This is a genomic window from Salmonella sp. 32020114201800008SM (assembly GCF_017572025.1).
Classification (GTDB): domain Bacteria; phylum Pseudomonadota; class Gammaproteobacteria; order Enterobacterales; family Enterobacteriaceae; genus Salmonella; species Salmonella enterica.
Genome location: NZ_JAGEQM010000009.1, coordinates 1 through 26,692, shown reverse-complemented (window position 1 = coordinate 26,692; position 26,692 = coordinate 1). Strand labels below are relative to the sequence as shown.

General features: G+C 54.4%; 20 protein-coding genes and 1 riboswitch. Of the genes, 13 read left to right on the top strand and 7 right to left on the bottom strand.

Translation table 11 applies throughout. The features are described 5' to 3' along the window. Entirely contained in the window at positions 1–2,502 is a 2,502-nt protein-coding gene (gene ptsP / locus J4613_RS20110; RefSeq protein ID WP_001128491.1) for a phosphoenolpyruvate--protein phosphotransferase, read from the bottom strand. 308 nt (positions 2,503–2,810) lie between these two features. On the opposite strand from ptsP, the gene J4613_RS20105 reads away from it, so the two are divergent. The 5 genes from J4613_RS20105 (at position 2,811) to J4613_RS20085 (ending at position 7,820) form a co-directional block, all read left to right on the top strand. Next, entirely contained in the window at positions 2,811–3,890 is a 1,080-nt protein-coding gene (locus J4613_RS20105; RefSeq protein WP_000661597.1) for a PTS fructose transporter subunit EIIC, read from the top strand. Positions 3,891–3,904: 14 nt separating this feature from the next. Next, positions 3,905–4,225, top strand: a complete 321-nt coding sequence (locus tag J4613_RS20100; protein ID WP_000161258.1) for a PTS fructose-like transporter subunit IIB — start codon at positions 3,905–3,907, stop codon at positions 4,223–4,225. A 98-nt stretch (positions 4,226–4,323) separates the two neighbouring features. Continuing rightward, entirely contained in the window at positions 4,324–6,621 is a 2,298-nt protein-coding gene (locus J4613_RS20095) for a formate C-acetyltransferase (RefSeq protein WP_000149714.1), read from the top strand. Continuing rightward, positions 6,587–7,465: a [formate-C-acetyltransferase]-activating enzyme gene (locus tag J4613_RS20090; protein WP_000171724.1), complete on the top strand. Its 879-nt coding sequence runs from the start codon at positions 6,587–6,589 to the stop codon at positions 7,463–7,465. Before J4613_RS20095 ends, J4613_RS20090 begins: the two co-directional genes overlap by 35 nt. 1 nt (position 7,466) lies before the next feature. Then, on the top strand, positions 7,467–7,820 hold the full coding sequence (locus tag J4613_RS20085) for a PTS fructose-like transporter subunit IIB (RefSeq protein WP_000290522.1): 354 nt from the start codon (positions 7,467–7,469) through the stop codon (positions 7,818–7,820). Here J4613_RS20085 and J4613_RS20080 read toward each other — a convergent pair. From J4613_RS20080 to argE, 4 genes are all read right to left on the bottom strand, one after another. Beyond that, a complete protein-coding gene (locus J4613_RS20080) occupies positions 7,807–8,658 on the bottom strand; it encodes an AraC family transcriptional regulator (protein ID WP_000274599.1) in 852 nt (283 codons plus the stop codon). The two genes, J4613_RS20085 and J4613_RS20080, sit on opposite strands and share 14 nt — an antisense overlap. A 160-nt stretch (positions 8,659–8,818) precedes the next feature. Continuing rightward, positions 8,819–10,552 (bottom strand): phosphoethanolamine transferase CptA, encoded by a 1,734-nt coding sequence (locus J4613_RS20075; RefSeq protein ID WP_001192092.1) that lies wholly within the window; start codon positions 10,550–10,552, stop codon positions 8,819–8,821. 210 nt (positions 10,553–10,762) lie between these two features. Continuing rightward, a complete protein-coding gene (gene ppc / locus J4613_RS20070; protein WP_001005548.1) occupies positions 10,763–13,414 on the bottom strand; it encodes a phosphoenolpyruvate carboxylase in 2,652 nt (883 codons plus the stop codon). 368 nt (positions 13,415–13,782) lie between these two features. Beyond that, complete coding sequence (argE, locus tag J4613_RS20065) at positions 13,783–14,934, bottom strand: acetylornithine deacetylase (RefSeq protein ID WP_000800208.1); 1,152 nt, start codon at positions 14,932–14,934, stop codon at positions 13,783–13,785. A gap of 88 nt (positions 14,935–15,022) precedes the next feature. Here argE and argC point away from each other — a divergent pair, with 88 nt between their 5' ends. The 4 genes from argC to oxyR all read left to right on the top strand — a co-directional run bounded on the left by argC (position 15,023) and on the right by oxyR (position 19,511). Continuing rightward, positions 15,023–16,027, top strand: coding sequence for an N-acetyl-gamma-glutamyl-phosphate reductase (gene argC / locus J4613_RS20060; protein WP_000935332.1), 1,005 nt, complete (start codon positions 15,023–15,025; stop codon positions 16,025–16,027). 7 nt (positions 16,028–16,034) lie between these two features. Then, entirely contained in the window at positions 16,035–16,811 is a 777-nt protein-coding gene (gene argB / locus J4613_RS20055; protein ID WP_001575262.1) for an acetylglutamate kinase, read from the top strand. Positions 16,812–16,928: 117 nt separating this feature from the next. After that, the gene (argH, locus tag J4613_RS20050) at positions 16,929–18,305 is read left to right on the top strand and encodes an argininosuccinate lyase (RefSeq protein ID WP_001230051.1); all 1,377 of its coding nucleotides are present in this window, start codon (positions 16,929–16,931) and stop codon (positions 18,303–18,305) included. A 288-nt stretch (positions 18,306–18,593) separates the two neighbouring features. Then, entirely contained in the window at positions 18,594–19,511 is a 918-nt protein-coding gene (oxyR, locus tag J4613_RS20045) for a DNA-binding transcriptional regulator OxyR (RefSeq protein ID WP_001025919.1), read from the top strand. On the opposite strand, the gene sthA is transcribed toward oxyR, so the two are convergent. Further along, the gene (gene sthA / locus J4613_RS20040; RefSeq protein WP_023245392.1) at positions 19,494–20,894 is read right to left on the bottom strand and encodes a Si-specific NAD(P)(+) transhydrogenase; all 1,401 of its coding nucleotides are present in this window, start codon (positions 20,892–20,894) and stop codon (positions 19,494–19,496) included. The genes oxyR and sthA overlap by 18 nt on opposite strands. A 198-nt stretch (positions 20,895–21,092) precedes the next feature. Here sthA and fabR point away from each other — a divergent pair, with 198 nt between their 5' ends. Together fabR and J4613_RS20030 are read left to right on the top strand one after the other, a co-directional pair. Next, the gene (gene fabR, locus J4613_RS20035; RefSeq protein WP_000971958.1) at positions 21,093–21,728 is read left to right on the top strand and encodes an HTH-type transcriptional repressor FabR; all 636 of its coding nucleotides are present in this window, start codon (positions 21,093–21,095) and stop codon (positions 21,726–21,728) included. Between the two features lie 15 nt (positions 21,729–21,743). After that, positions 21,744–22,103, top strand: a complete 360-nt coding sequence (locus J4613_RS20030; RefSeq protein ID WP_000813838.1) for a YijD family membrane protein — start codon at positions 21,744–21,746, stop codon at positions 22,101–22,103. A gap of 46 nt (positions 22,104–22,149) precedes the next feature. Here the strand turns inward: J4613_RS20030 and trmA are convergent, their stop codons facing one another. After that, positions 22,150–23,250, bottom strand: a complete 1,101-nt coding sequence (gene trmA, locus J4613_RS20025) for a tRNA (uridine(54)-C5)-methyltransferase TrmA (protein ID WP_111742522.1) — start codon at positions 23,248–23,250, stop codon at positions 22,150–22,152. 114 nt (positions 23,251–23,364) lie between these two features. After that, positions 23,365–23,558: riboswitch (cobalamin riboswitch) on the top strand. Between the two features lie 65 nt (positions 23,559–23,623). On the opposite strand from trmA, the gene btuB reads away from it, so the two are divergent. Together btuB and murI are read left to right on the top strand one after the other, a co-directional pair. Beyond that, on the top strand, positions 23,624–25,468 hold the full coding sequence (gene btuB, locus J4613_RS20020; protein WP_000591411.1) for a TonB-dependent vitamin B12 receptor BtuB: 1,845 nt from the start codon (positions 23,624–23,626) through the stop codon (positions 25,466–25,468). After that, complete coding sequence (gene murI / locus J4613_RS20015) at positions 25,413–26,264, top strand: glutamate racemase (RefSeq protein WP_000201804.1); 852 nt, start codon at positions 25,413–25,415, stop codon at positions 26,262–26,264. Before btuB ends, murI begins: the two co-directional genes overlap by 56 nt. Positions 26,265–26,692 lie beyond the last annotated feature (428 nt).

Here is a 26,692-nt window from a genome sequence, read left to right as displayed (position 1 = left end):
TTACAGTTCAAGTTCATGTTGCAGCAGGCTGGCGATAGCGTCGGCGGAAGCGGCGTTAACTAGCGTGTTGCGGAATTCTTCGTGCATGATGCGGCGGGCCAGGCGCGAGAAAATACGCATATGCTGGTCGCCCGCGGCGTGTTTGTTAAGCGTCAGCATAATGATGAACTGCGCCTCGTCATCTCCCCAGCGTACCGGCGCGTTCAGGCGCGCCACGCTGATGGTGGACTGTTCGATATGTTCCGATTTGCTGTGCGGAATGGCAAAGCTAAAGCCCAGTCCGGTGGAGAATACCGCCTCGCGCGCCCATAGATCGGCTTCCAGTTTGCGCGGGTAGCGGCAGCGGCCCGCCAGCAGCAGATTGTCGGTCATGCCTTTAATCACCTCCTCTTTGCTGCGCCAGTCGCTATCAAGCGTTATGCATTGGGCGGTAACCAGCGGGGCATCCTGCTGCGACATGCGGAACTGCGCCAGCAGATGCTCCACCTCCAGCGAGGTGCGGCAGGCCATCGCCTGATTCAACAACTGGCGGCAGGCTCGGCTGTCGAGTTGTGCCATCCGCGCTTTGGCGGCGGGAATCGACGGCGCGCCCATGCTGATCTCGTCCAGCCCCAGACCTACCAGCAATGGCAGAACCGAACCTTTGGCCCCCAGTTCGCCGCACAGACCAATCCATTTGCCCTGACGATGTACCGCCTGCACCGCGAAATCCAACGCGCGCAGGAAGGCGGGATTCAGGCTGTTGTAGTGACGAGTGACTTTGGCGTTATCACGGTCTACCGCCAGCAGGTATTGTGTTAGATCGTTACTACCAATACTAAAGAAATCAATCTCTTCACAGCATTGATCGATGATGAACATCACCGACGGCACTTCCAGCATAATGCCGAGTGGGATCTTCTCATCGAACGGGATATGTTCATTACGCAGCTGCTGTTTGGCTTCCGCCAGCTTCTCTTTGACCCACAGAATCTCTTCCATAGAGGAGATCATCGGGATCATGATTTTCAGGTTGCCGTGGGCGGACGCGCGGAGGATCGAGCGTAGCTGGGTGGTAAACAGAGAAGCGTACTCTTCATAAATACGGACGGCGCGATAGCCGAGGAATGGGTTGGCTTCGGCAGGAATATTCAGATAATCAACGGGCTTATCGCCGCCTATATCCATTGTGCGCACAATAATGCTGCGTCCCTTTGCGGACTCCAGCGCCTGGCAAAAAATATTGTACAGCTCGTTTTCGTCCGGCGCGCAGGCGCGGTCCATATACAGCATTTCTGTGCGGAACAGGCCAACCGCTTCCGCGCCGTTACTAAAGGCCGCTTGCGCCTCGACGGAGTGCGCGATGTTGGCGGCGACCTCCATGCGGATGCCGTCAGCGGTGCGCGCTTCCTGGGTCAGCCAGATGCGCTGCTGTTCGCGCAGGGCGTCTTGCACGCGGGCTTCCTGCTGATAGTAACGAGTGACAGGCTCGTCAGGCGCAACGACAATCGCGCCTGCGTTGCCGTCAATATAAACCGTCTGCTGACGCCACGGTGTTAAGGCCTCAATCTCCACGCCAACCAGGGTGGGAATGTTGAATGAGCGGGCGAGAATCACCGTGTGCGAAGTGGTGCCGCCGCTTTTTAACAGCAGACCTTTGAGAAAGGTTTTATCCAGTTCGAGGAACTGGCTTGGCGTCAACTCTTCCGCCATACAGATAGATGGCCGGGTCAACTGGCCCGGCGCCGGAAAGCGCTGCTCACCGTAAATGTGTTGCAGTAACTGGAAGCAAACGTCACGAACATCCAGCGCGCGTTCCTGTAAATAGCTGCTGCTGGCGCGAGCGAACTCATTGCAGAAATGGTTCGCGCTTTCCACGATTGCCTGCGCGCAGCTTAAACCGCGCAGAACGCCGTCCAGTAAATGCTGACGCAGTGAAGCGTCGCCTGCCAGTGAACGATGGGCTTCCAGAATCGCGCTGGCGGCACCGTCACTGTCGAGCTGACGAAACTCAATATGCTTTATCAACATCGCTAAGCCATTGTCCAGCGCGGCTTGTTCCGTCTCTGTGTCGTTGGCGGTCGGGAGTTCGCCGAGCGCATTGAGATCCAGGGAAGAGAGTGGCGTCAGTACGCCGCCCGCGCTGCCGCTACACACGCTACGGGCGCGGTAAATCTGCGGATTCAGCTGGGTCAACGACGCCGGAAGCGGCTCCAGTTCGCTGTTTTTAATCTCCGCCAGCGGCGCGTCGCAGAGTGGGAATTCATCGCGCAGCCATTGACTCAGACGCTGACAGGCAACCTGTTCATCGGCACCGGAAATCACCAGCTGACAGTGGTCGCCAGCCAGCGTGTCGGTGCCAATCAGCGCCAGCGCGCTTTTGGCGCTGCCTTTGCGATCGGTGCGCAGGTTGTGCCACTCAATTTGCGACGTGAAGGTATTACACAGCGTTTCTACGTGGCTTGCCGGGCGCGCATGTACGCCATTCGGCAGTTCACAGGTAAATTCCACAATCAGGGGCATTGCCTCTCTCCCATAACGATTCTCTCGCTACAGCATAAAAGGAGGTAGCCGGAATACGCCATGTGACAAATCTGTCAAAAGCTGGATAAATGTAATGTAGCGCAAAAAGTGCGAGTTGTCTCACAACTTAGCGTGGTAGCGCGGGTTTTACCTTTTTCAGAAGTTATGAAGCGGATCGCATTTTTATACTGATATTACAAAAATCCAGTAAATGGCCTTTTTATCCACTGTCTGCGCGGCAATGGATTGCCTATTGTTTTCCGCAGTAACTTTATGGACATGGGCTTTATCCAGCCCGGGAGCGACTTATGAAAGAGTTGGTACAGATCCTGAAAAATACCCGCCAGCACCTGATGACCGGTGTTTCGCATATGATCCCCTTTGTGGTGGCTGGCGGAATTTTGCTGGCAGTCTCCGTCATGCTATATGGCAAGGGCGCCGTACCCGATGCCGCCACCGATCCGAATCTTAAAAAACTGTTTGATATCGGTGTCGCCGGGCTGACGCTGATGGTGCCTTTCCTCGCCGCATACATAGGTTACTCCATTGCCGAACGCTCCGCGCTGGCTCCTTGCGCGATTGGTGCCTGGGTGGGTAACAGCTTCGGCGCGGGTTTTTTCGGGGCACTTATCGCCGGACTTATCGGCGGGATCGTGGTGCATTACTTGAAGAAAATCCCGGTGCATAAGGTGCTGCGTTCTGTGATGCCTATTTTTGTGATTCCCATCGTTGGCACTTTTATCACCGCGGGCATCATGATGTGGGGGCTGGGCGAACCGATCGGTGCGCTGACAAGCAGCCTGACCCAATGGCTGCAAGGGATGCAGCAGGGCAGCATCGTGCTGCTGGCGGTGATCATGGGGCTGATGCTGGCTTTTGATATGGGCGGCCCGGTTAACAAAGTCGCTTATGCGTTCATGCTGATTTGCGTGGCGCAGGGCGTATATACCGTGGTGGCTATCGCCGCGGTGAGCATCTGCGTACCGCCGCTGGGACTGGGGCTGGCGACGCTGATTGGCCGCAAGAATTTTTCTGTTGAAGAGCGCGAAGCCGGTAAAGCCGCGCTGGTCATGGGCTGCGTGGGCGTAACGGAAGGGGCGATTCCTTTCGCCGCTGCCGATCCGCTGCGCGTGATCCCATCCATTATGGTGGGCTCCGCTTGCGGTGCGGTAATGGCCGCGCTGTTTGGCGCGCAGTGTTATGCCGGTTGGGGCGGTTTAATTGTTCTGCCAGTCGTGGAAGGCAAGCTGGGTTATGTCGCGGCAGTCGCCGTGGGCGCGGTGGTAACGGCAGTCTGCGTTAACGTGCTGAAAAGCCTGACGCGTAAGAATGTGTCGCAAGTTGACGAAAAAGAAGACGACCTGGATTTAGATTTTGAGATGAATTAAGCGAGGAATAAGCCATGACTAAAATTATTGCAGTAACCGCGTGTCCTTCTGGTGTTGCGCATACCTATATGGCGGCTGAAGCGCTGGAAAGCGCAGCCAAAGCGAAAGGTTGGGATGTGAAAGTGGAGACTCAGGGCTCGATTGGGCTGGAAAATGAACTGACGGCAGAGGATGTGGCGAGCGCCGATATGGTGATTTTGACTAAAGATATCGGCATCAAGTTCGAAGAGCGGTTTGCGGGTAAAACTATCGTTCGCGTCAATATCAGCGACGCGGTAAAACGCGCCGACGCCATTATGAACAAGATTGACGCCCATCTTTCGCAAACCGCGTAACGTTAAAATGCCCGATGGCGCAAGTTTATCGGGCCTGCTCACAGGCCCGATAAGAGATTTATGCCGCCATCCGGCGCTCGTGTCCACAGGAGCTCCTCATGACCCATCGTATTCAACGCCTCAAAGCCGCTCTGTTTCAGAATCACCGTGAAATTTCTCTGGAGCGCGCGCTGCTTTATACCGCCAGCCATCAGCAGACGGAGGGCGAACCGGTCATTTTGCGCCGCGCCAAAGCGACGGCGTATATCCTTGAACATGTTGAAATTTCGATTCGTGACGAGGAGCTGATTGCCGGAAACCGAACCGTTAAGCCGCGCGCGGGTATTATGTCGCCGGAAATGGACCCGTATTGGCTGCTTAACGAGCTGGATCGGTTCCCGACGCGTCCGCAGGACCGTTTTGATATCAGCGAAGAGGATAAGCGCCTCTATCGTGAGGTTCTATTCCCGTACTGGGAAAAACGGTCGATGAAAGATTTTATTAACGGGCAGATGACCGATGAGGTGAAAGCCGCCGTCAGCACCCAGATTTTTAGCATTAACCAGACGGATAAAGGGCAGGGGCATATCATTATTGATTATCCACGCTTGCTCAATAACGGGCTGGGTGAACTGGCGGCGCAGATGCGCGCGCGCTGCGAGCAACAGCCGGAAAACGACTTTTATCAGGCCGCTCTGTTGTTACTTGAGGCATCGCAACGCCACATCCTGCGTTATGCCGTGCTGGCGGAACAGCAGGCGGAGCGCTGCCCGGACGCTCGTCGTCGTCAGGAACTGCTCACCATTGCCGCCAATTCGCGGCATAACGCGCAGCACAAACCACAGACGTTCTGGCAAGCATGTCAGCTGTTCTGGTACATGAACATTATTTTGCAGTACGAGTCCAACGCCAGTTCGCTGTCGCTCGGGCGCTTCGACCAGTACATGCTGCCGTTTTATCAGACTTCGCTCACTCAGGGCGACGATCCGGCGTTCCTGAAAGAGTTGCTCGAGTCGCTGTGGGTGAAATGCAACGATATCGTGCTGCTGCGTTCCACCAGTAGCGCGCGCTATTTTGCCGGTTTCCCGACGGGTTACACCGCGCTGCTGGGCGGATTGACGGAAAGCGGACGCAGCGCGGTAAACGTGCTCTCTTTTCTCTGCCTGGATGCCTACCAGAGCGTGCAGTTGCCGCAGCCGAATCTCGGCGTGCGCACTAACGCGCTGATTGATACGCCGTTCCTGCTCAAGACCGCCGAGACCATTCGCCTCGGTACCGGCATTCCACAGATTTTCAATGACGAAGTGGTGGTTCCCGCGTTCCTTAACCGTGGCGTGTCGTTGGAGGATGCGCGCGATTATGCGGTGGTGGGATGTGTTGAGCTGTCGATTCCGGGCAGAACCTACGGGCTGCATGACATCGCCATGTTTAATCTGCTGAAAGTGATGGAAATCAGCTTGTATGAAAATGAGGGCAACGACACTCTTACTTATGAGGCGTTGCTGGCGCATATTCGCGCCAAAATCAGTCACTACATTACACTAATGGTAGAAGGCAGCAATATTTGCGATATCGGCCATCGTGACTGGGCGCCGGTGCCGCTGCTCTCTTCGTTTATCAGCGACTGCCTGGAGAAAGGGCGAGACATCACCGACGGCGGCGCGCGCTATAACTTTTCGGGCGTACAGGGCATCGGTATCGCCAACCTGAGTGATTCCCTTCATGCGCTCAATGGGCTGGTATTCGATCAGCAGCGCCTGAGTTTTGATGCGCTGCTGTCGATCCTGAAAAACAACTTCGCCACGCCAGAAGGGGAAAAGATCCGCGCCAGGCTTATCAACCGCTTCGAAAAATATGGCAACGACATTGATAATGTCGATAACATCAGCGCCGAACTGCTGCGGTATTACTGCAAAGAGGTGGAAAAATACCAGAATCCGCGCGGCGGCCAGTTTACGCCGGGTTCATACACGGTTTCCGCGCATGTGCCGCTGGGAGCGGTGGTCGGCGCGACACCGGACGGGCGTTTTGCCGGAGAACAGCTGGCGGATGGCGGCCTGTCGCCGATGCTCGGACAGGATATGCAAGGGCCGACGGCGGTACTAAAATCAGTAAGTAAGTTGGATAACACGCTGCTGTCGAACGGTACGTTGCTGAACGTGAAGTTTACTCCTGCGACTCTGGAAGGAGAGGCGGGACTGCGCAAGCTGGCGGATTTCCTGCGCGCGTTTACCCAGCTCAAACTGCAGCACATCCAGTTTAATGTGGTGAATGCCGACACATTGCGCGAAGCGCAGCTACGGCCTCAGGATTTCGCTGGGCTGGTGGTGCGCGTGGCGGGCTACAGCGCCTTCTTTGTCGAGCTGTCGAAGGAGATTCAGGATGACATTATTCGCCGCACCGCGCATCAGTTGTGAGGTTGTGGGGGCGCGCGATGAGGAGACCGCGCGTATCTTCAATATCCAGCGCTATTCGCTGAATGACGGGCAGGGGATTCGTACGGTGGTCTTTTTTAAGGGCTGTCCGCATACCTGTCCGTGGTGCGCTAATCCGGAATCTATCTCGCCGCGCATTGAAACGGTGCGCCGGGAAAATAAATGCCTGCGTTGCACGCCGTGTCTGCGGGATGCCGACGAATGTCCTTCCGGCGCGTTTGAGCGTATTGGGCGTGATATTACGCTGGATGAACTGGAACGCGAAGTGCTGAAAGACGACATCTTCTTTCGTACTTCCGGCGGCGGGGTGACGCTTTCTGGCGGCGAAGTGCTGATGCAGGCGCCGTTCGCCACGCGCTTCTTACAGCGATTGCGGCGTTGGGGCGTTCCTTGTGCTATTGAAACGGCTGGCGATACGTCGGCCAGCCGTCTACTGCCGTTGGCAAGGGCGTGTGATGAGGTATTGTTTGATCTGAAAATTATGGATGCGGAGCGGGCGCGCGAGGTGATCAACATGAATCTGCCGCGCGTACTGGAGAATTTACGGTTACTGGTTAGCGAGGGAATCACGGTGATCCCTCGTTTGCCGTTGATTCCTGGCTTTACGCTTAACGCAGAGAATCTGCAGTGCGCGTTAACATTGTTGAGATCATTAGGAATAAAGCAGGTTCACCTGCTACCGTTTCATCAGTACGGCGAGCCGAAATACCGGCTGCTTGGAAAATCATGGATGATGAAAGATATTCCCGCGCCGTCGGTGCAAGAGATCGCTCTGTTTCGGGAGATGGCGGAGCAAGCAGGATTTCAGGTCACCACAGGAGGTTAATATGGCAGTACCTGTACGGCATCTGGTGGCAGTGACCGCCTGCGTGAGCGGTGTAGCGCATACCTATATGGCTGCTGAACGGCTGGAAAAACTTTGCCAGCAGGAGAAGTGGAGCATCAAGATTGAAACCCAGGGGGCACTCGGTACAGAGAACCGCTTAACGGAAGAGGATATCCGCCGTGCCGATGTCGTGTTGCTCATTACCGATATCGAGCTGGCGGGCGTGGAGCGATTTACCCGGAGTCGCTATGTCCAGTCGGGGATCAGCGCTTTTTTGCGGGAGCCACAGCGGGTAATGAGCGCTGTGCGTAAACTCCTTTCCGCGCCGCAACATACCCACCTTATCCTGGAGTAATCTGCTTTTCCGTTAGCTGGCTGTGATACTGGCGGCGATACTCCGACGGCGAGCGTTCCGTATTTTTGCGAAACAGGCGGCAGAAATAGTTACTGTCGACAAAGCCGCAGCGGTGCGCCACCTCTTTCACTTTCAGGTCATAACCCTTCAGCAACGTTTTGGCGTGTTCCAGTCGCGTATGGTTCAGGTATTCGTTAAAGCCGATGGCCCCCGTTTTCTGGAACAGGTGCGAGAGGTAATTTGGCGAGATATAAAACGCTTGTGCTACCGATTCGCGCGTCAACGGCGCGGCGTAGCGTTCATCAATATACTCCCGAATGGCTTCAAAAAGCGCGCGGCTGCGGGAGGCAGTCTGGATTTGGCTGCCGAGCAGATCGCGGCAATGGCTTAGTAGGCTGGCGACAATCAATCTGGCCGTTTGCTGCTCTTGCGGCTGCATCTGCATCTCATTAAGCGTTTGTAACAGGAACGAGCCGATACGCGGGCCGCGGCGCGCAACGTGCTGTTTCGTGAGGTTTTGATGCTGCTGACTGTCCCAGTGGACCACGCTGAAACCTAACTGCTGTTTGCCAAACAGAATGCTCAGGGTGGTGACGGGCGTTTGCCATTGCGGGATGTTCCAGCCGCCAGCCGGAACGTAGAGAACATCGCAAGGAATGAGCGGGGCGGTAATGCTCATGTCAGTAAGCTCGCCCTCCAGCACAATCTCCAGCCGCGGAAAATCCACCTGGTACGCCAGTTCCGGCGCTGGGCCGCTGGCGCTGGCAAAATAAATCTGGCGCAGCGGCAGCGGGCCGTTGATGAGACGGGAGAGAAGGTGGCTGACGTCGTGATACATGATAATCCCCTGCCGATCGCAAACAGAGGAAACAGTAACGTCGAAAACCGATGTCCTCAAGCGATTATTGCCGGATAGCGGCGCTTTGCGCCTTATCCGGACTACGGGAGAGAAGCACGCCAGGCCCGATAAGCGTTAGCGTTATCGGGCAACATACAGGCTATTGATTACCGACCTGATCGCCATACGGCAACGTATCATAATCAATCAGCGCGTTTTTCTTATACGGGTTGCCAATCCAGCGCGTGGTCTCTTTGAACTGCGGGTTGGTGATGGAGCGCGTCGGGTCGTAGCCATCATAGGTCAGGCCCGCTAAGTCAGACCAGGTATGGATAAGCTCGGAACTGCTGTACTTACGATCGACATCCTGTGAGAAGTCGCGCGGATGCGCTGCCTGCCATTTCTCTGAGGTCCACAGTAGGAACGGCACCGTATACATATGACGGGTTGGCGAATCTTCGTTTCGTCCCTGCGTCTTATGCGGCGGCGTGTCATACACTTCTTCACCGTGATCGGAGAAGTAGAGCAGGAAACCGTTCGGATCGGTCGCTTTATAGTCCTTAATCAGACTGGCGACAACATAGTCGTTATACAGGTTCGCGTTGTCGTAATCGTTATACGACTCCAGTTCGTCGCTGCTTAATCCCGGCGGAACATGGTCGGTTTTACCATCAAACTTGCCCTGGTTTTCTGGATAGCGGAACTTGTATTTAATGTGCGTTCCCAGCAGATGCACAATAATGAATTTTTTCGGCGCCGGGTCGGCTAACACCGCTTTAAACGGCGCCAGCACGTTGCTGTCATATTCGCGCGCGCTTTGAGTGCGCTGCTGGTTCATATAGAACTGCTTATCAGTCTGCTTAGAGAACACGGTCAGCATGGTATTACGCGCCGTCATCGTCTGCTGGTTAGTGATCCAGAAGGTTTTATACCCGGCCTGTTTCATCATATTCATCAGCGATGGCTTCGTCAGATACCAGTCCGGGTTCTTTTCGTCCGCGAACGTTAGCGCCTGTTGCAGGATCTCAATGGTGTACGGTCGCGAAGTTACCACATTATTAAACACGGTCAGCCCGGGGTCGGTTTTATGCAGCGCGTCCAGTTCCGGCGTGGTTTCGCGCGGATAACCGTACAGACTCATACGGCCACGCTGGGTCGATTCGCCAATCACCAGTACCAGCGTGCGCGGCGCATCGCCGGAGTGGTCCTGGAAGTTAGCCAGCGGCGGCAGGGCATCGTTTTCATTCAGCAGTTTATTCAGCGAGGCGAGCTGTAAACGGTACTGATAGTAGCCAGTAATAAATTGCCACGGCGCGGCGGGCTCCATTCGTGATGCCAGGCTATCCAGCGTTTTCTCCATCGACTTATGCTTGATAAAGGTATTCATCGCGATGGGATGGAGGATCAGCCCGTACAGCAGGGCAAACGACACCAGATAACGCCAGGGGGATGGAATATAAACCGGGCGCAGACGTGTCCACAGCAAAATCGCCGCCACCGTATAAGCCAGCGCGACAAGAACAATTTTCAGACTGAAATATTGGCTTAAATATTCGCTGGCTTCATTGGCGTTGGTTTCAAACATCACAAACAGCACGCTTTGCGAGAACTCCTGCCCGTAGATTACGTAATAGCTCAGCGCCGCCAGCGAGGCGGCCCAGAGTACGACGCCAATAACGGCAGCAATAACCCGGATGCGGCCTGGAAACAGAAAGACCGGGATCAGCCACAGTGAGCTGTACAGTAGCGAATCCCGCAGACCGTTTGTCCCGCTGTATCCGGTGAGATAAATAATGGCCTGCAGGAGGGTGGAAAAGAACCAAAAGTAGAGCAGTGCCCAGCCCAGGGCTTTCCAGCTAAACGCGGGTTTAGTCTGGAGTAATGTGGATTGCATAATGAGAGCCTGTCTTTAATCGTAGCGCCAAACGTAACGCCTGAACCTTAAAAGAATCTGAAGCAAACCTGCTTTATGCCGCACGTTTTGCTAAGAAAGATTTACAAATGCATAAAATGCAGACAGGAATATATTGAAAAAATGACGAGGATGACAGCAGTATTTCATGCCGCCCCCACATAACTGCGTGAGAGCGGCTCTCTTTTGGCGTTAGCCGGTGTTGCGCATACCGGCGGCGACGCCCGCAATCGTGACCATCAACGCCTGTTCGACGCGAGGATCGGGCGATTTGCCCTGCTCTTCAGTCAGACGGGAACGATACAGCAACTCGGCCTGCAACACGTTTAATGGATCGGTATAAACGTTTCTTAACTGAATGGACTCCGCAATCCACGGTAAGTCGGCCATCAGGTGCGAATCGTTGGCAATCGCCAGCACCACTTTAATGTCTTCTTCCAGCAGGTCTCGTAGCTCTTTGCCCAGCGGCCATAGCGTTTTCGCCACCAGACGCTGATCGTAATAGTCGGCCAGCCACAGGTCGGCTTTCGAGAACACCATTTCCAGCATCCCAAGACGCGTGGAGAAGAACGGCCAGTCGCGGCACATGGCTTCCAGTTCGCTTTGTTTACCGTCTTCCACCACTTTTTGCAGCGCAGTACCCGCGCCCAGCCAGGCTGGCAGCATCAGGCGGTTTTGCGTCCAGGCGAAGATCCACGGAATCGCGCGCAGCGATTCGACGCCGCCAGTTGGACGACGTTTCGCCGGACGTGAGCCGAGCGGCAATTTGCCCAACTCTTGCTCCGGCGTCGCGGAGCGGAAGTACGGTACAAAGTCTTTATTTTCGCGCACGTAGCCGCGGTAGGTTTCACAGGAGATGACGGAAAGCTCATCCATAATATGACGCCAGCTGTCTTTCGGTTCCGGCGGCGGCAGCAGGTTTGCTTCCAGAATTGCGCTGGTGTAGAGCGACAGGCTGCTGACGGTGACTTCCGGCAGGCCGTATTTGAAGCGGATCATCTCGCCCTGCTCGGTCACGCGCAGACCGCCTTTCAGACTGCCTGGCGGTTGCGAAAGCAGCGCCGCGTGGGCTGGCGCGCCGCCACGGCCAATAGAGCCGCCGCGGCCGTGGAAGAGAGTGAGCTCGATGCCGGCTTTTTCACAGGTTTTGATCAGGGCGTCCTGCGCCTGATACTGCGCCCATGACGCGGCCATAACGCCGGCGTCTTTCGCCGAGTCGGAGTAGCCGATCATGACCATCTGCTTACCCTGAATCAGTCCGCGATACCAGTCGATATTCAACAACTGGGTCATCACGTCGTCGGCATTGTTCAGGTCATCGAGGGTTTCAAACAGCGGCGCGACCGGCATGGCAAAGCCGATACCTGCCTCTTTCAGCAGCAGATGCACAGCCAGCACATCAGACGGCGTTTTCGCCATTGAAATTACGTAGGCGGCGATCGATCCTTTTGGCGCTTCGGCAATAACCTTGCAGGTTTCAAGCACTTCGCGGGTATCGTTGCTCGGCTCCCAGTTACGCGGCAGCAGCGGACGTTTGGAGTTCAGTTCGCGGATCAGGAAGGCCTGCTTGTCGGCTTCCGACCAGCTTTCGTAGTCGCCAATACCGAGGTAGCGGGTAATTTCGCCCAGCGCTTCGGTATGGCGGGTGCTCTCCTGACGGATATCAATACGCACCAGCGGTACGCCGAAACACTTCACGCGGCGGAGCGTGTCGAGTAACTCGCCGTTGGCGATAATGCCCATGCCGCAGGCCTGTAACGACTGGTAGCAGGCGTACAGAGGTTCCCAGAGCTGCTCGTTTTGCGTCAGCAGGCCAGCCGGTTTGGGCAGCTTCTCGCCTTTCAGACGCGCTTCCAGCCAGGACTGGGTCGCCATCAGACGGGCGCGCAATTTTTTCATCAGGTAGCGATACGGCTCAGACGCGCCTTCTTCGCCCACTAACGCCAGCAGCTCCGGCGTGGCGTCGACCATCGACAGTTCTGATACCAGAACATGAATGTCTTTCAGGAACAGATCGGTGGCTTTCCAGCGGCTTAACAAGAGTACGTGGCGGGTGATATCCGCCGTCACGTTCGGGTTGCCGTCACGGTCGCCGCCCATCCAGGAGGTAAAACGTACCGGCACAAAATCCACCGGCAATTTGTAGCCGAGATTTTCTTCCAGCTGTTCGTTCAGTTCACGCAGATAGTTAGGTACGCCCTGCCACAGGCTGTTCTCAACCACGGCGAAGCCCCATTTGGCTTCATCCACCGGGCTTGGACGCTGCTTGCGGATCTCATCCGTATGCCAGGATTGGGCAATCAACTGGCGCAGGCGACGCATCACCTGGTGGCGTTCGTAGTCGGCGATATCGGTATTATCAAGCTGTTTCAGACAGTTGTTGATTTCACCCATTTTGTGAATAAGCGTACGGCGGGTAATTTCTGTCGGATGGGCGGTTAGCACCAACTCCAGAGACAGCGACTCTACCGCTTTTTTGATGGTTGCGTCGTTGAGGTCCGGTTGGTTTTTCAGTTTGCGCAGAGTGCGGGCAATCACTTCCGGGTTGCTGGCGGCTTCGCCTTTTGGCGAAATGCTGTGGTATTGCTCGGCAGTATTGGCCAGGTTCAGGAACTGACTAAACGCGCGCGCAACTGGCAGCAGCTCGTCATTAGACAAATTTTGTAGCGTGGTGAGCAGCTCCTGGCGATTAGCTTCATTGCCGGCGCGTGAAGATTTGGATAGCTTACGGATTGTTTCTACGCGATCAAGAATGTGTTCTCCCAGCGCATCCTTGATGGTTTCTCCCAGCACCTTGCCGAGCATACTGACATTACTACGCAACGCGGAATATTGTTCGTTCATATGACCCCAGACACCCCATCTTTAATGTAATTGCCCTGCCTCTTTCACGCCACAGCGGCGTTGGCTGCTCTCGCCCTTATGCCAGTTCTGCGGAATGGGCTCGTTTGCCGCCTTGCTGTGACGTGAAATTTTTCGGACTTTGCTTTTTAGCCGTCTTTTATAAAGCCACGTAAAACCCGTGGCGTCAATTACTGCGAAATCGGTTCAGCAAACGAAGAAATGACGGTAATTTATTAAAGTTAATTCGCATCGTGCCAAATAAGAAATGCTTATGAACATGTGGCGTAGAGACGCCGGATGGCGCTGCGCTTATCCGGCCTACAAGACGGGGTAGGCCCGGTAAACATCACGTCACCGGGCAATATGCATTAATGCCAGCAAAAATGGTGTACTACCTGGGTAATCAATTCCCGGGTTGGCTTAATAAAACGCGTTTCGAGATATTCATCCGGCTGATGCGCCTGATTAATTGAGCCCGGACCAAGCACCAGCGTTGGGCATAATGTCTGCATAAACGGCGCTTCAGTACAGTAGTTCACCACGTCGGTTTTTGTTCCCAACAGTTTTTCTACTACTTCAACCAGTTGGTGGTCCGGTGGACACTCGTAACCTGGAATCGGCGGATGTAATTCCGCCACCGTCAGGCGGCCCGGCCAGCGTTCGCTTACCGGGGCCAGCGCGTCGTTAAGCAGTCCATTAAGGTCGTTTAACGTCATGCCCGGCAGTGGACGAATATCCATATGCAATTCGCAGCAGGCGCAGATACGGTTTGAGGCATCGCCGCCGTGGATATGGCCCAGATTCAGCGTTGGATACGGAACGGTAAACGCCTCGTAGTGATACCGCGCTTTCAGCGAGTCACGCAGTTGCATGATATGGCCAATCGCATCGTGCATCAGTTCAATGGCGTTAACCCCACGCGCCGGGTCGCTGGAATGACCGGACTGCCCCAGGACGCGAACGACATTAGAGATATGCCCTTTGTGCGCGCGTATCGGTTGCAACGACGTCGGTTCGCCAATGATCGCGCAGTCCGGACGTAATGCCGTGGTTTCGGAAAAATAACGCGCCCCCGCCATGCTGGTCTCTTCATCGGCGGTCGCCAGAATGTAGAGCGGCTTTTTCAACTTTGTGACGTCAACGTCACGTAGCGCGTCCAGAATAAAAGCGAAGAAGCCTTTCATATCCGCAGTGCCCAGACCATAGAGCTTATTGTCATGCTCGGTCAGCGTGAACGGGTCGCGCGTCCAGCGTCCGTCATCAAAGGGAACCGTGTCGGTATGGCCGGTCAGCAGCAAACCGCCCGCGCCATGTCCGGTGCTGGCGAGCATATTAAATTTGTTTCGCGTTCCTGGAACCGGTTGAACCTCTACGTTGAAACCAAGATCGCTGAACCAGCCTGCAAGCAAAGTGATTAAAGACGCATTACTTTGATCCAGGGATTCTTCGGTTGCGCTTATCGACGGTGTGGCAATCAAAGCGCGGTAAATCTCGATAAATGGCGGTAAAACGTTTTTCATTGTTGACACACCTCAGGTCATGATAGTATCAATATTCATGCATTAATTATGAATAAAAATACATTAACGTTGAGCATAAAGGAACCCGATGTTGAATACGCTGATTGTAGGCGCTAGCGGTTATGCGGGCGCAGAGCTTGTAAGCTACGTAAATCGCCACCCACATATGACCATAACCGCTTTGACCGTCTCAGCGCAAAGCAATGATGCAGGAAAGTTAATTTCTGATTTACATCCGCAGTTAAAAGGGATTGTCGACCTGCCATTGCAACCGATGTCGGATGTACGTGATTTTAGTGCAGATGTTGATGTGGTGTTCCTGGCGACAGCGCATGAAGTGAGCCACGATCTGGCGCCGCAATTTTTACAGGCCGGATGCGTCGTATTCGATCTTTCCGGCGCGTTTCGGGTAAACGATCGCGCCTTCTATGAAAAGTACTACGGATTTACTCATCAATATCCTGAGCTGCTGGAGCAGGCGGTGTACGGTCTGGCGGAGTGGAATGCCGATAAACTGAACACGGCGAATCTGATTGCGGTTCCTGGTTGCTATCCAACCGCAGCGCAGTTGTCGCTAAAACCGCTGATTGACGGCGGGCTTCTCGATCTGACGCAGTGGCCGGTAATTAATGCCACCAGCGGGGTGAGCGGCGCGGGGCGCAAGGCGGCAATATCGAACAGTTTCTGTGAAGTGAGTTTGCAACCGTATGGCGTGTTTACGCATCGTCATCAGCCGGAAATCGCTGCCCATCTGGGCGCGGAGGTCATCTTCACCCCGCATCTGGGGAATTTCCCGCGCGGGATTCTGGAAACCATTACCTGCCGCCTGAAAGCGGGAGTAACCCATGCGCAGGTCGCCGACGTGTTGCAAAAAGCCTATGGCGACAAACCGCTGGTGCGCCTGTATGACAAAGGCGTTCCGGCGTTAAAGAACGTCGTCGGGCTGCCGTTCTGCGATATTGGTTTTGCCGTCCAGGGCGAACATCTGATTGTGGTGGCAACCGAAGACAACTTGTTGAAAGGCGCAGCGGCGCAGGCGGTGCAGTGCGCTAATATTCGTTTTGGCTTCGCTGAAACGCAGTCTCTTATTTAAGGGTGAAATGATGAATCCATTAATTATCAAGCTGGGTGGCGTATTACTGGATAGCGAAGAGGCTCTGGAACGTCTTTTTACCGCGCTGGTCAACTATCGTGAGTCCCATCAGCGTCCGCTGGTGATTGTTCACGGCGGCGGTTGCGTGGTGGATGAGCTGATGAAAGGGCTTAATTTGCCAGTGAAAAAGAAAGACGGCCTGCGCGTGACGCCTGCCGATCAGATTGGCATCATTACCGGCGCGCTGGCGGGAACCGCTAACAAAACTCTGCTGGCCTGGGCGAAGAAACACCATATCGCCTCTGTTGGTCTGTTTCTGGGCGATGGCGACAGCGTAAACGTGACCCAACTCGATGAAGCGTTAGGCCACGTCGGGCTGGCGCAACCGGGGTCGCCGAAGCTGATTAACATGCTGCTGGAAAACGGCTTTCTGCCGGTGGTCAGCTCCATTGGCGTAACAGACGACGGCCAACTGATGAACGTCAACGCCGATCAGGCGGCAACCGCGCTGGCGGCGACGCTGGGGGCCGATCTGATCCTGCTTTCTGACGTGAGCGGTATTCTGGACGGCAAAGGCCAGCGTATCGCCGAAATGACGGCGTCCAAAGCCGAGCAGCTTATCGACCAGGGCATTATTACCGACGGGATGATTGTGAAAGTGAATGCGGCTCTCGATGCTGCGCGGGCGCTGGGTCGCCCGGTGGATATCGCTTCCTGGCGTCATGCGGAGCAACTGCCGGCGCTGTTTAACGGTACGCCGATTGGCACGCGTATTCTGGCTTAACTATTTGTTCGCCCGATGGCGGCTGCGCCTTATCGGGCCTACGTGAACAGAAATTATAGGCCGGATAAGCGTAGCGCCATCCGGCAGTGAAATTCGAAGAATTTAAGGAAGTCTATTATGGCACTTTGGGGTGGGCGTTTTACACAGGCGGCAGACCAGCGGTTTAAACAATTCAATGATTCGTTGCGCTTCGATTACCGTCTGGCAGAGCAGGATATTGTCGGTTCTGTGGCCTGGTCCAAAGCATTGGTCACGGTAGGCGTACTGACTGCCGATGAGCAACGACAGTTGGAAGAAGCGCTGAACGTGCTGCTGGAAGAGGTTCGCGCGAATCCGCAGCAAATCCTGCAAAGCGATGCGGAAGATATCCATAGCTGGGTGGAAGGTAAGCTCATCGACAAAGTGGGTCAGTTGGGTAAAAAGCTGCACACCGGGCGCAGCCGTAACGATCAGGTGGCGACGGACCTGAAACTGTGGTGCAAAGAGACGGTGAGGGAACTGCTCACCGCTAACCGTCAGCTACAGAGCGCGCTGGTGGAAACCGCGCAGGCGAACCAGGACGCGGTAATGCCGGGATATACCCATCTGCAACGCGCGCAACCAGTGACTTTCGCCCACTGGTGTCTCGCGTATGTCGAAATGCTGGCGCGCGATGAAAGCCGCCTGCAGGACACGCTTAAACGTCTGGACGTGAGTCCGCTAGGCTGCGGCGCGTTGGCGGGAACGGCCTATGAAATTGACCGTGAACAATTGGCAGGCTGGCTGGGCTTTACGTCTGCGACTCGCAACAGCCTGGACAGCGTGTCCGATCGTGACCACGTACTGGAACTGCTTTCTGATGCGGCTATCGGCATGGTGCATCTGTCACGCTTCGCGGAAGATCTGATTTTCTTTAATTCTGGTGAAGCGGGCTTTGTAGAGCTTTCTGACCGCGTGACTTCCGGTTCATCGTTAATGCCGCAGAAGAAAAACCCGGACGCGCTGGAGCTGATTCGCGGTAAGTGCGGTCGCGTACAAGGGGCGCTAACCGGCATGATGATGACTTTAAAAGGTCTGCCGCTGGCGTATAACAAAGATATGCAGGAAGACAAAGAAGGGCTGTTCGATGCGCTCGATACCTGGCTTGACTGCCTGCATATGGCGGCGTTGGTGCTGGACGGTATTCAGGTGAAACGCCCACGTTGTCAGGACGCGGCGCAACAGGGGTATGCCAACGCCACGGAGCTGGCGGATTACCTGGTCGCGAAAGGCGTGCCGTTCCGCGAAGCGCACCATATTGTCGGCGAAGCGGTGGTAGAAGCCATTCGCCAGGGTAAGCCGCTGGAAGCGTTGCCGCTGGCCGATTTACAGAAATTCAGCCGCGTGATTGGCGACGATGTGTATCCGATATTGTCTTTGCAGTCGTGTCTGGATAAACGGGCGGCAAAAGGCGGCGTTTCTCCGCTGCAGGTGGCACAGGCGATCAACGATGCGAAGGCGCGCCTCGCGTTGTAGGCCTTATAAGCGTAGCGCCATCAGGCAATACTGCCCGGCCGAGCAAGCATCAGCGACGCCGGGCTTTTTTACGCGAAAAAAAAGCGGACCAGAGGTCCGCAAAAGTTCACGTTGGCTTTAGTTATTTCGGGTTCGAGAGATACCCTCTGAACGGGCGGTGTCTTCAAGGGTTAAACGAGAAACCGCTCCGTTCTGTGATGTATTATTAATCAGAAAGGTTGATAGGGATAATCGTTCGTTGCTATGCTACCTATCGCCATGAACTATCGTGGCGACGGAGGATGAATAATGAATATTCGTGATCTTGAATATCTGGTGGCGTTAGCCGAACATCGCCATTTCCGGCGAGCGGCGGACTCCTGTCACGTCAGCCAGCCAACCCTTAGTGGGCAAATACGCAAGCTGGAAGATGAGCTGGGCGTTATGCTGCTGGAGCGTACGAGCCGTAAGGTGCTGTTTACCCAGGCGGGCTTACTGCTGGTGGATCAGGCGCGTACCGTACTGCGTGAGGTCAAGGTGCTCAAGGAGATGGCAAGCCAACAAGGCGAGACGATGTCCGGCCCGCTGCATATTGGTTTAATCCCAACGATTGGTCCCTATTTGCTGCCGCTTATCATTCCAATGTTGCACCAGACTTTCCCGAAGCTGGAAATGTATCTGCATGAGGCGCAAACGCATCAGTTGTTAGCGCAACTCGATAGCGGCAAGCTTGACTGCGCTATTCTGGCGCTGGTGAAAGAGAGCGAGGCGTTTATCGAAGTGCCGCTGTTTGATGAACCGATGATGCTGGCTATTTATGAGGATCATCCGTGGGCGAATCGCGATCGCGTGCCGATGTCCGATCTGGCGGGCGAGAAATTGCTGATGCTGGAAGATGGCCACTGTCTGCGCGATCAGGCGATGGGGTTCTGTTTTGAAGCGGGAGCGGATGAAGATACCCATTTCCGGGCGACCAGTCTGGAAACGCTGCGTAACATGGTGGCGGCGGGCAGTGGTATTACACTACTCCCCGCGCTGGCCGTACCGCAGGAGCGTAAGCGCGACGGCGTGGTTTATCTGCCATGCATTAAGCCGGAGCCGCGTCGTACCGTGGGGCTGGTTTATCGCCCGGGATCGCCGCTGCGTAGCCGTTATGAGCAACTGGCAGAGGCCATCCGTGGCGCAATGGATGGCCATTTCGACAAGGCGTTAAAACAGGCGGTTTAAGCCGTTCAACGCCGCAACCCGATAAGCTTCCGCCATGGTTGGGTAGTTAAAGGTGGTGTTAACGAAGTATTCGATGGTGTTACCACCACCTTTCTGCTCCATGATCGCCTGGCCGATATGAATAATTTCGGCGGCGCGTTCGCCAAAGCAGTGAATCCCCAGAATTTCTTTGGTTTCGCGGTGGAAGAGAATTTTTAGCGTGCCGACGTTCATGCCGACGATTTGCGCTCGCGCCAGATGCTTAAACTGCGCGCGGCCCACTTCGTAAGGCACTTTCATTGCCGTTAACTGCTGCTCGGTTTTGCCGACAGAACTGATTTCCGGAATGGTATAAATCCCGGTGGGGATATCTTCGATAAGATGTGCGGTCGCTTCGCCTTTCACCAGCGCCTGCGCTGCAATACGCCCCTGATCGTAAGCGGCGGAGGCCAGACTGGGATAGCCAATCACGTCGCCCACCGCATAGACGTGCGGCAGGGCGGTCTGGTACATACTGTTGACTTTGAGCTGTCCACGGCTGTCTGTTTCCAGACCAATATTCTCCAGCGCCAGCGAATCGGTGTTACCGGTACGGCCATTAGCATAGAGCAGGCAGTCAGCCTTCAGTTTTTTGCCGGATTTCAGGTGCATGATGACGCCATCATCGCAGCCTTCGATTTTCTCATACTCTTCATTGTGGCGAATAACCACGCCGCTATTCCAGAAATGGTAAGAGAGAGAGTCGGACATCTCCTGATCGAGAAAGGCCAGCAGGCGATCGCGGGTGTTGATCAGATCCACTTTCACATCCATACCGCGGAAGATGGACGCATATTCGCAGCCGATAACGCCGGCGCCGTAAATAATAACGTGGCGCGGTTCATGGTGGAGACTCAGGATTGAGTCGCTGTCATAAATGCGCGGATGCGAGAAATCCACATCATTGGGATGGTAAGGACGTGAACCACAGGCAATAACAAATTTTTCTGCCGTCAGGGTTTCAACCGTGCCGTCATGGCATTCCAGCTCCAGGGTATGTTCGTCAATAAAATGGGCGTTGCCCTGCAAGATTTCACAGTGGTTACGCTCATAAAACCCCTGACGCATACGCGTTTGTTGATTAATCACGTTATCGGCATGATTAAGGATATCGGCGAAAGAAGAACGAAGGAGACGGGAGTGGTCGCTATAGAGTGGGTTTTGATTAAATTCAATAATGCGGCTGACGGCGTGGCGAAGGGCTTTGGATGGGATGGTGCCCCAGTGGGTACATCCGCCGCCAACGTTATGATAACGCTCAATCACCGCGACGCGTGCTCCTTGCTTAACCAGACCCATTGCAGCGCCTTCACCGCCGGGGCCTGACCCTATGACGACTGCATCATAATCCCAGGAATGTGGCATGGTATTACTCACCTGTTTTTATACATAAAATAAACACGATGATAACATTTGCCCAGCTTTAACCCAATTATCGTTGTGCTTTTTTGCGAAGCCGGAGCACAAACTGTCTGTAAACAATCATTCACAATCCAGTGTGAACCCGTTACTTTTATTCTCTGGTATAGTGCCGAATAAGGCATATGGAAGGATTCAGACATTGTGATGGGTGTTAGAGCGCAACAAAAAGAAAAAACCCGGCGTTCGCTGGTGGAAGCCGCATTCAGCCAACTGAGCGCTGAGCGGAGTTTTGCCAGCCTGAGTTTGCGTGAGGTGGCGCGTGAAGCGGGCATTGCGCCAACGTCGTTTTACCGTCATTTTCGCGATGTCGATGAACTCGGTCTGACGATGGTGGATGAAAGCGGTCTGATGCTGCGTCAGTTGATGCGTCAGGCGCGACAGCGCATCGCGAAAGGCGGCAGCGTCATTCGCACGTCGGTCTCCACATTTATGGAGTTTATCGGCAACAACCCCAACGCCTTCCGTCTGTTGTTGCGCGAGCGTTCCGGCACTTCAGCGGCGTTTCGTGCCGCCGTCGCGCGGGAGATTCAGCATTTTATTGCGGAACTTGCCGACTATCTGGAACTCGAAAACCATATGCCGCGCGCGTTTACTGAAGCCCAGGCCGAAGCGATGGTGACTATTGTCTTTAGCGCGGGCGCAGAGGCGTTGGACATCGGCGCTGAACAGCGTCGGCAATTAGAAGAGCGGCTGGTATTGCAACTGCGCATGATTGCGAAAGGGGCGTATTACTGGTATCGCCGTGAGCAAGAGAAAATAGCACATCATTCCGAATAACGTGAAGGACGAGTAATGAAACAGTCAGGTCAAGATAAAGGTACGCTGTTGCTGGCGCTCATCGCTGGCTTATCGATTAACGGCACATTCGCGGCGCTGTTTAGCGCTATTGTGCCGTTCTCCGTATTCCCGGTTATCTCGCTGGTGCTGACGGTATATTGCCTGCATCAGCGCTACCAAAATCGTACTATGCCGGTAGGTTTGCCGGGGTTGGCCGCCGCTTGTTTCATTCTTGGCGTTTTACTGTATAGCACCGTCGTGCGTGCAGAATATCCGGATATTGGCTCTAATTTCTTCCCGGCGGTGCTGTCGGTGATTCTGGTATTCTGGATTGGCTTTAAACTGCGTAACCGCAAGCAGGACACCGCGGAATAGTGTGCGAATGCCGGATGGCGGTATAACCGGCCATCCGACGTACATTTTACCTTGCGGTGAGTAATACCCCGCATTCCATATGATGCGTATACGGGAACTGATCGAATAGCGCCAGGCGAGACACCGTGTGCGTCTGGCTTAACGTTTCCAGGTTTTTGCACAACGTTTCCGGATTGCAGGAAATGTACAGAATACGTGGATAAGCCTGCACCATTTTTTCTGTTTCGCTGTCCAGACCGCTGCGCGGCGGATCGACAAAAATGGTTTCGCACTGATAGCGCTTCAGGTCGATCCCCTGCAGGCGGTTAAACTCACGAACGCCGTTCATCGCCTGGGTAAACTCTTCCGCCGCCATGCGAATAATTTGCACATTATCAATATGATTAGCGGCAATATTGTACTGCGCGGCAGCGACGGACGGTTTGGCGATTTCGGTTGCCAGCACGCGGTTAAAATTGCGCGCCAGCGCTAAAGAAAAATTGCCGTTGCCGCAATACAACTCAAGCAGATCGCCTTTTGAGTCTTTCGTCACCTCCAGCGCCCACTCTAACATCTGAATATTCATGGCGGCGTTTGGCTGCGTAAAGCTGTTTTCGACCTGGCGGTAGATCATCTCTTTACCTGCCACAGGCAGACGCTCATCAATATAATCCTGATCCAATTCGATCTTGGTTTTAGTAGCCCGGCCAATCAGGTGTACGTTCAGACCTTGCGCGCGTAAAGCATCGCGTAACGCAGTGGCGGCTTCACGCCACTCTTCGTCCAGCTTCTTATGGTACAGCAACGACACTATCGCCTGGTTGCTCAAGGTCGTGAGATAATCCATCTGGAACAGCTTATGCCGCAGTGCATGATTATCGCGCACGCCGGCAATCATCGCCTTCATTAAGGTATTAATCAGTTGGCTGGCCGCCGGGAAGGTGTCAACGCGAATCCGGCTTTTGGTCTGCTGATCAAACATAATGTGGTACAGGTCATCGCCGTCATGCCACAGGCGAAATTCCGCACGCATACGATAGTGACTGACCGGCGAGCGAAATACTTCCGGAACCAGGCCAGAAAACGGCGCCATCATACTCTGCAAGCGCGCCACTTTTTCGGCCAGCTGCGCCTCATACTGTTCTGTCGGAAGATGTTCGGGGGTCATATCGCATCCTGAATAATAAAAGTACGCGGGGATTGTAGGGATTGCTCAGTGGATGTCCAGCTATTGATGATTTCTGATTTGTGATGCGCGGTCTGGACAGGGTGTTGTGACAGACGGTAGCATCCGTGGGCCGGTCCTGTGAGTTAATAGGGAATCCAGTGAAAATCTGGAGCTGACGCGCAGCGGTAAGGAAAGGTGAGATGAGAGCGTAAGCAGACACTGCCTCCGGCGGGAAGTCATCATTTCTGCTATCCAGCCAACGGATAACCCTCCAAGCCCGAAGACCTGCCGGCTAACGTCGCATCTGGTTTTTCATCATCGCGTACTATCGATGAAGCCTGCGGCATCCTTCTTATATTGTGGATGCTTTACAATGATTAAAAAAGCTACGCTGCTGACGGCGTTCTCCGTCACGGCCTTTTCCGCTTGGGCGCAGGACACTAGCCCGGATACCCTGGTTGTCACCGCCAACCGTTTTCAGCAGCCGCGCAGCGCGGTTCTGGCGCCCGTTACCATCGTGACGCGTCAGGATATTGAACGCTGGCAATCGACCTCCGTAAATGATGTTCTGCGCCGTTTGCCTGGCGTCGATATTGCGCAGAGCGGCGGCGCCGGACAAAACTCCTCCATTTTCATTCGCGGCACCAACTCCAGCCATGTACTGGTATTGATTGACGGCGTGCGTCTGAATTTAGCAGGCGTGAGCGGGTCCGCCGATCTCAGCCAGTTCCCGGTGTCGCTGGTACAGCGCATTGAATATATTCGCGGTCCGCGCTCCGCTATTTATGGTTCCGATGCTATCGGCGGCGTAGTGAATATCATTACGACGCGCGATAACCCAGGCACAGAATTAACCGCTGGATGGGGAAGCAATAGCTACCAGAATTACGACCTCTCGACGCAACAGCAACTTGGCGAAAACACGCGGGCGACGTTGATCGGCGATTACGAATACACCAAAGGGTTTGACGTGGTAGCGAAAGGCGGTACCGGGATGCAGGCGCAGCCTGACCGGGACGGCTTTTTGAGTAAAACGCTTTATGGCGCGTTAGAGCATACTTTTTCTGATCGCTGGAGCGGATTCGTGCGTGGTTATGGCTATGATAACCGTACCGATTACGACGCCTATTACTCGCCGGGCTCGCCGCTGATTGATACACGCAAACTTTATAGCCAAAGCTGGGACGCCGGGCTGCGCTTTAATGGCGAACGTATTCAGTCTCAGCTGGTTTCAAGCTATAGCCACAGTAAAGATTACAACTATGATCCGCACTATGGTCGGTATGATACCTCCGCCACGCTGGATGAGATGAAACAGTACAATGTTCAATGGACCAACAGTGTGGTTGTGGGGCACGGTAATGTTGGGGCGGGCGTAGACTGGCAGAAACAGACTACCACGCCAGGTACCGGCTATGTGCCCGAGGGATATGACCAGCGTAATACCGGGGTTTACCTGACAGGATTACAACAGTTGGGTGACTTCACCCTGGAAGCGGCGGCGCGCAGTGATGACAACTCCCAGTTTGGTCGTCACGGTACATGGCAAACCAGCGCGGGATGGGAGTTTATAGAAGGTTATCGCTTTATTGCCTCCTACGGAACCTCCTACAAAGCGCCTAATTTGGGCCAGCTGTATGGGTATTACGGTAATCCGAACCTGAATCCTGAAAAGAGTAAACAGTGGGAAGGCGCATTTGAAGGGCTCACCGCTGGCGTCAGCTGGCGTATTTCAGGTTATCGTAACGATATTAATGACATGATCGATTATGACGATCATCTGCAAAAATATTACAACGAAGGCAAGGCGCGCATTAAAGGTATTGAGGCGACGGCGAATTTCGATACCGGACCGTTAACGCATACGGTCAGTTATGATTACGTTGATGCGCGTAATGCGATTACCGATACGCCATTACCCCGGCGTTCCAAACAGATGGCAAAATATCAACTTGACTGGGACGTTTACGATTTTGACTGGGGGGTGACATATCAATACCTTGGTTCCCGCTATGATTCGGATTACTCCGCTTACCCATACCGGACAGTAAAAATGGGCGGCGTCAGTTTATGGGATCTTACGGTTGCATATCCGGTCACCTCACATCTGACAGTTCGTGGTAAAATAGCCAACCTGTTCGACAAAGATTACGAGACAGTTTATGGCTACCAAACTGCAGGACGAGAATACACCTTGTCTGGCAGCTACACCTTCTGAACCACGTCCCACCGTGCTGGTATTTGATTCCGGCGTCGGTGGATTGTCGGTCTATGATGAGATTCGGCGGCTCCTGCCGGATCTCCACTATATATATGCTTTCGATAACGTGGCTTTCCCCTACGGGGAAAAGAGCGAAACGTTTATCGTCGAGCGCGTTGTCGAGATTGTGACTGCGGTACAGCAGCGCTATCCCCTTTCACTGGCGGTGATTGCCTGTAATACCGCCAGTACGGTCTCACTTCCCGCATTACGTGAAAAGTTTGCCTTCCCGGTGGTGGGCGTTGTGCCTGCGATTAAACCAGCGGCGCGGCTGACCGCCAATGGCGTCGTCGGGCTACTGGCGACGAGAGCCACGGTCAAACGTCCTTATACTCACGAGCTGATTGCGCGCTTCGCTAATGAATGTCAGATAGCGATGTTGGGGTCGGCAGAACTGGTGGAACTGGCGGAAGCTAAACTACATGGCGACTCGGTATCGCTGGAAGAGCTGCGCCGCATATTACGCCCATGGCTACGAATGCCGGAGCCGCCTGACACGGTCGTTCTGGGGTGTACGCATTTCCCTCTATTACGGGACGAGCTTTTGCAAGTCCTGCCTGAAGGGACGAGGTTAGTGGATTCCGGCGCGGCGATAGCGCGTCGTACAGCCTGGCTGTTGGAACATGAAGCGCCGGATGCGAAATCAACCGATGCCAATATTGCTTATTGCATGGCAATGACGCCAGGAGCTGAACAATTATTACCCGTTTTACAGCGTTATGGCTTTGAAACGCTCGAAAAACTGGCGGTTTAATGGCGTTTTGGGTAAATACCAGGCACTTGAGAAATTATTTTAAATTTCCTCTTGTCAGGCAGAAATAACTCCCTATAATGCGCCACCACTGACACGGAACAACGGCACACAGGCCGCCGGGTCAGCGGGGTTCAGACCAGAACCTCACGGAGAAAAGCGAAAATAATCGCTTGACTCTGAAGCGGGAAAGCGTAATATGCACACCCCGCGCCGCTGAGAAAAAGCGAAGCGGCACTGCTCTTTAACAATTTATCAGACAATCTGTGTGGGCACTCGAAGATACGGATTCTTGACGTCGCAAGACGAAAAATGAATACCAAGTCTCAAGAGTGAACACGTAATTCATTACGAAGTTTAATTCTTTGAGCATCAAACTTTTAAATTGAAGAGTTTGATCATGGCTCAGATTGAACGCTGGCGGCAGGCCT

Bases quoted from the DNA above. Each gene is read 5' to 3' on its own strand.
- ptsP (WP_001128491.1), bottom strand. From the start codon at position 2,502: ATGCCCCTGATTGTGGAATTTACCTGTGAACTGCCGAATGGCGTACAT.
- J4613_RS20105 (WP_000661597.1), top strand. From the start codon at position 2,811: ATGAAAGAGTTGGTACAGATCCTGAAAAATACCCGCCAGCACCTGATG.
- J4613_RS20100 (WP_000161258.1), top strand. From the start codon at position 3,905: ATGACTAAAATTATTGCAGTAACCGCGTGTCCTTCTGGTGTTGCGCAT.
- J4613_RS20095 (WP_000149714.1), top strand. From the start codon at position 4,324: ATGACCCATCGTATTCAACGCCTCAAAGCCGCTCTGTTTCAGAATCAC.
- J4613_RS20090 (WP_000171724.1), top strand. From the start codon at position 6,587: ATGACATTATTCGCCGCACCGCGCATCAGTTGTGAGGTTGTGGGGGCG.
- J4613_RS20085 (WP_000290522.1), top strand. From the start codon at position 7,467: ATGGCAGTACCTGTACGGCATCTGGTGGCAGTGACCGCCTGCGTGAGC.
- J4613_RS20080 (WP_000274599.1), bottom strand. From the start codon at position 8,658: ATGTATCACGACGTCAGCCACCTTCTCTCCCGTCTCATCAACGGCCCG.
- J4613_RS20075 (WP_001192092.1), bottom strand. From the start codon at position 10,552: ATGCAATCCACATTACTCCAGACTAAACCCGCGTTTAGCTGGAAAGCC.
- ppc (WP_001005548.1), bottom strand. From the start codon at position 13,414: ATGAACGAACAATATTCCGCGTTGCGTAGTAATGTCAGTATGCTCGGC.
- argE (WP_000800208.1), bottom strand. From the start codon at position 14,934: ATGAAAAACGTTTTACCGCCATTTATCGAGATTTACCGCGCTTTGATT.
- argC (WP_000935332.1), top strand. From the start codon at position 15,023: ATGTTGAATACGCTGATTGTAGGCGCTAGCGGTTATGCGGGCGCAGAG.
- argB (WP_001575262.1), top strand. From the start codon at position 16,035: ATGATGAATCCATTAATTATCAAGCTGGGTGGCGTATTACTGGATAGC.
- argH (WP_001230051.1), top strand. From the start codon at position 16,929: ATGGCACTTTGGGGTGGGCGTTTTACACAGGCGGCAGACCAGCGGTTT.
- oxyR (WP_001025919.1), top strand. From the start codon at position 18,594: ATGAATATTCGTGATCTTGAATATCTGGTGGCGTTAGCCGAACATCGC.
- sthA (WP_023245392.1), bottom strand. From the start codon at position 20,894: ATGCCACATTCCTGGGATTATGATGCAGTCGTCATAGGGTCAGGCCCC.
- J4613_RS20030 (WP_000813838.1), top strand. From the start codon at position 21,744: ATGAAACAGTCAGGTCAAGATAAAGGTACGCTGTTGCTGGCGCTCATC.
- trmA (WP_111742522.1), bottom strand. From the start codon at position 23,250: ATGACCCCCGAACATCTTCCGACAGAACAGTATGAGGCGCAGCTGGCC.
- btuB (WP_000591411.1), top strand. From the start codon at position 23,624: ATGATTAAAAAAGCTACGCTGCTGACGGCGTTCTCCGTCACGGCCTTT.
- murI (WP_000201804.1), top strand. From the start codon at position 25,413: ATGGCTACCAAACTGCAGGACGAGAATACACCTTGTCTGGCAGCTACA.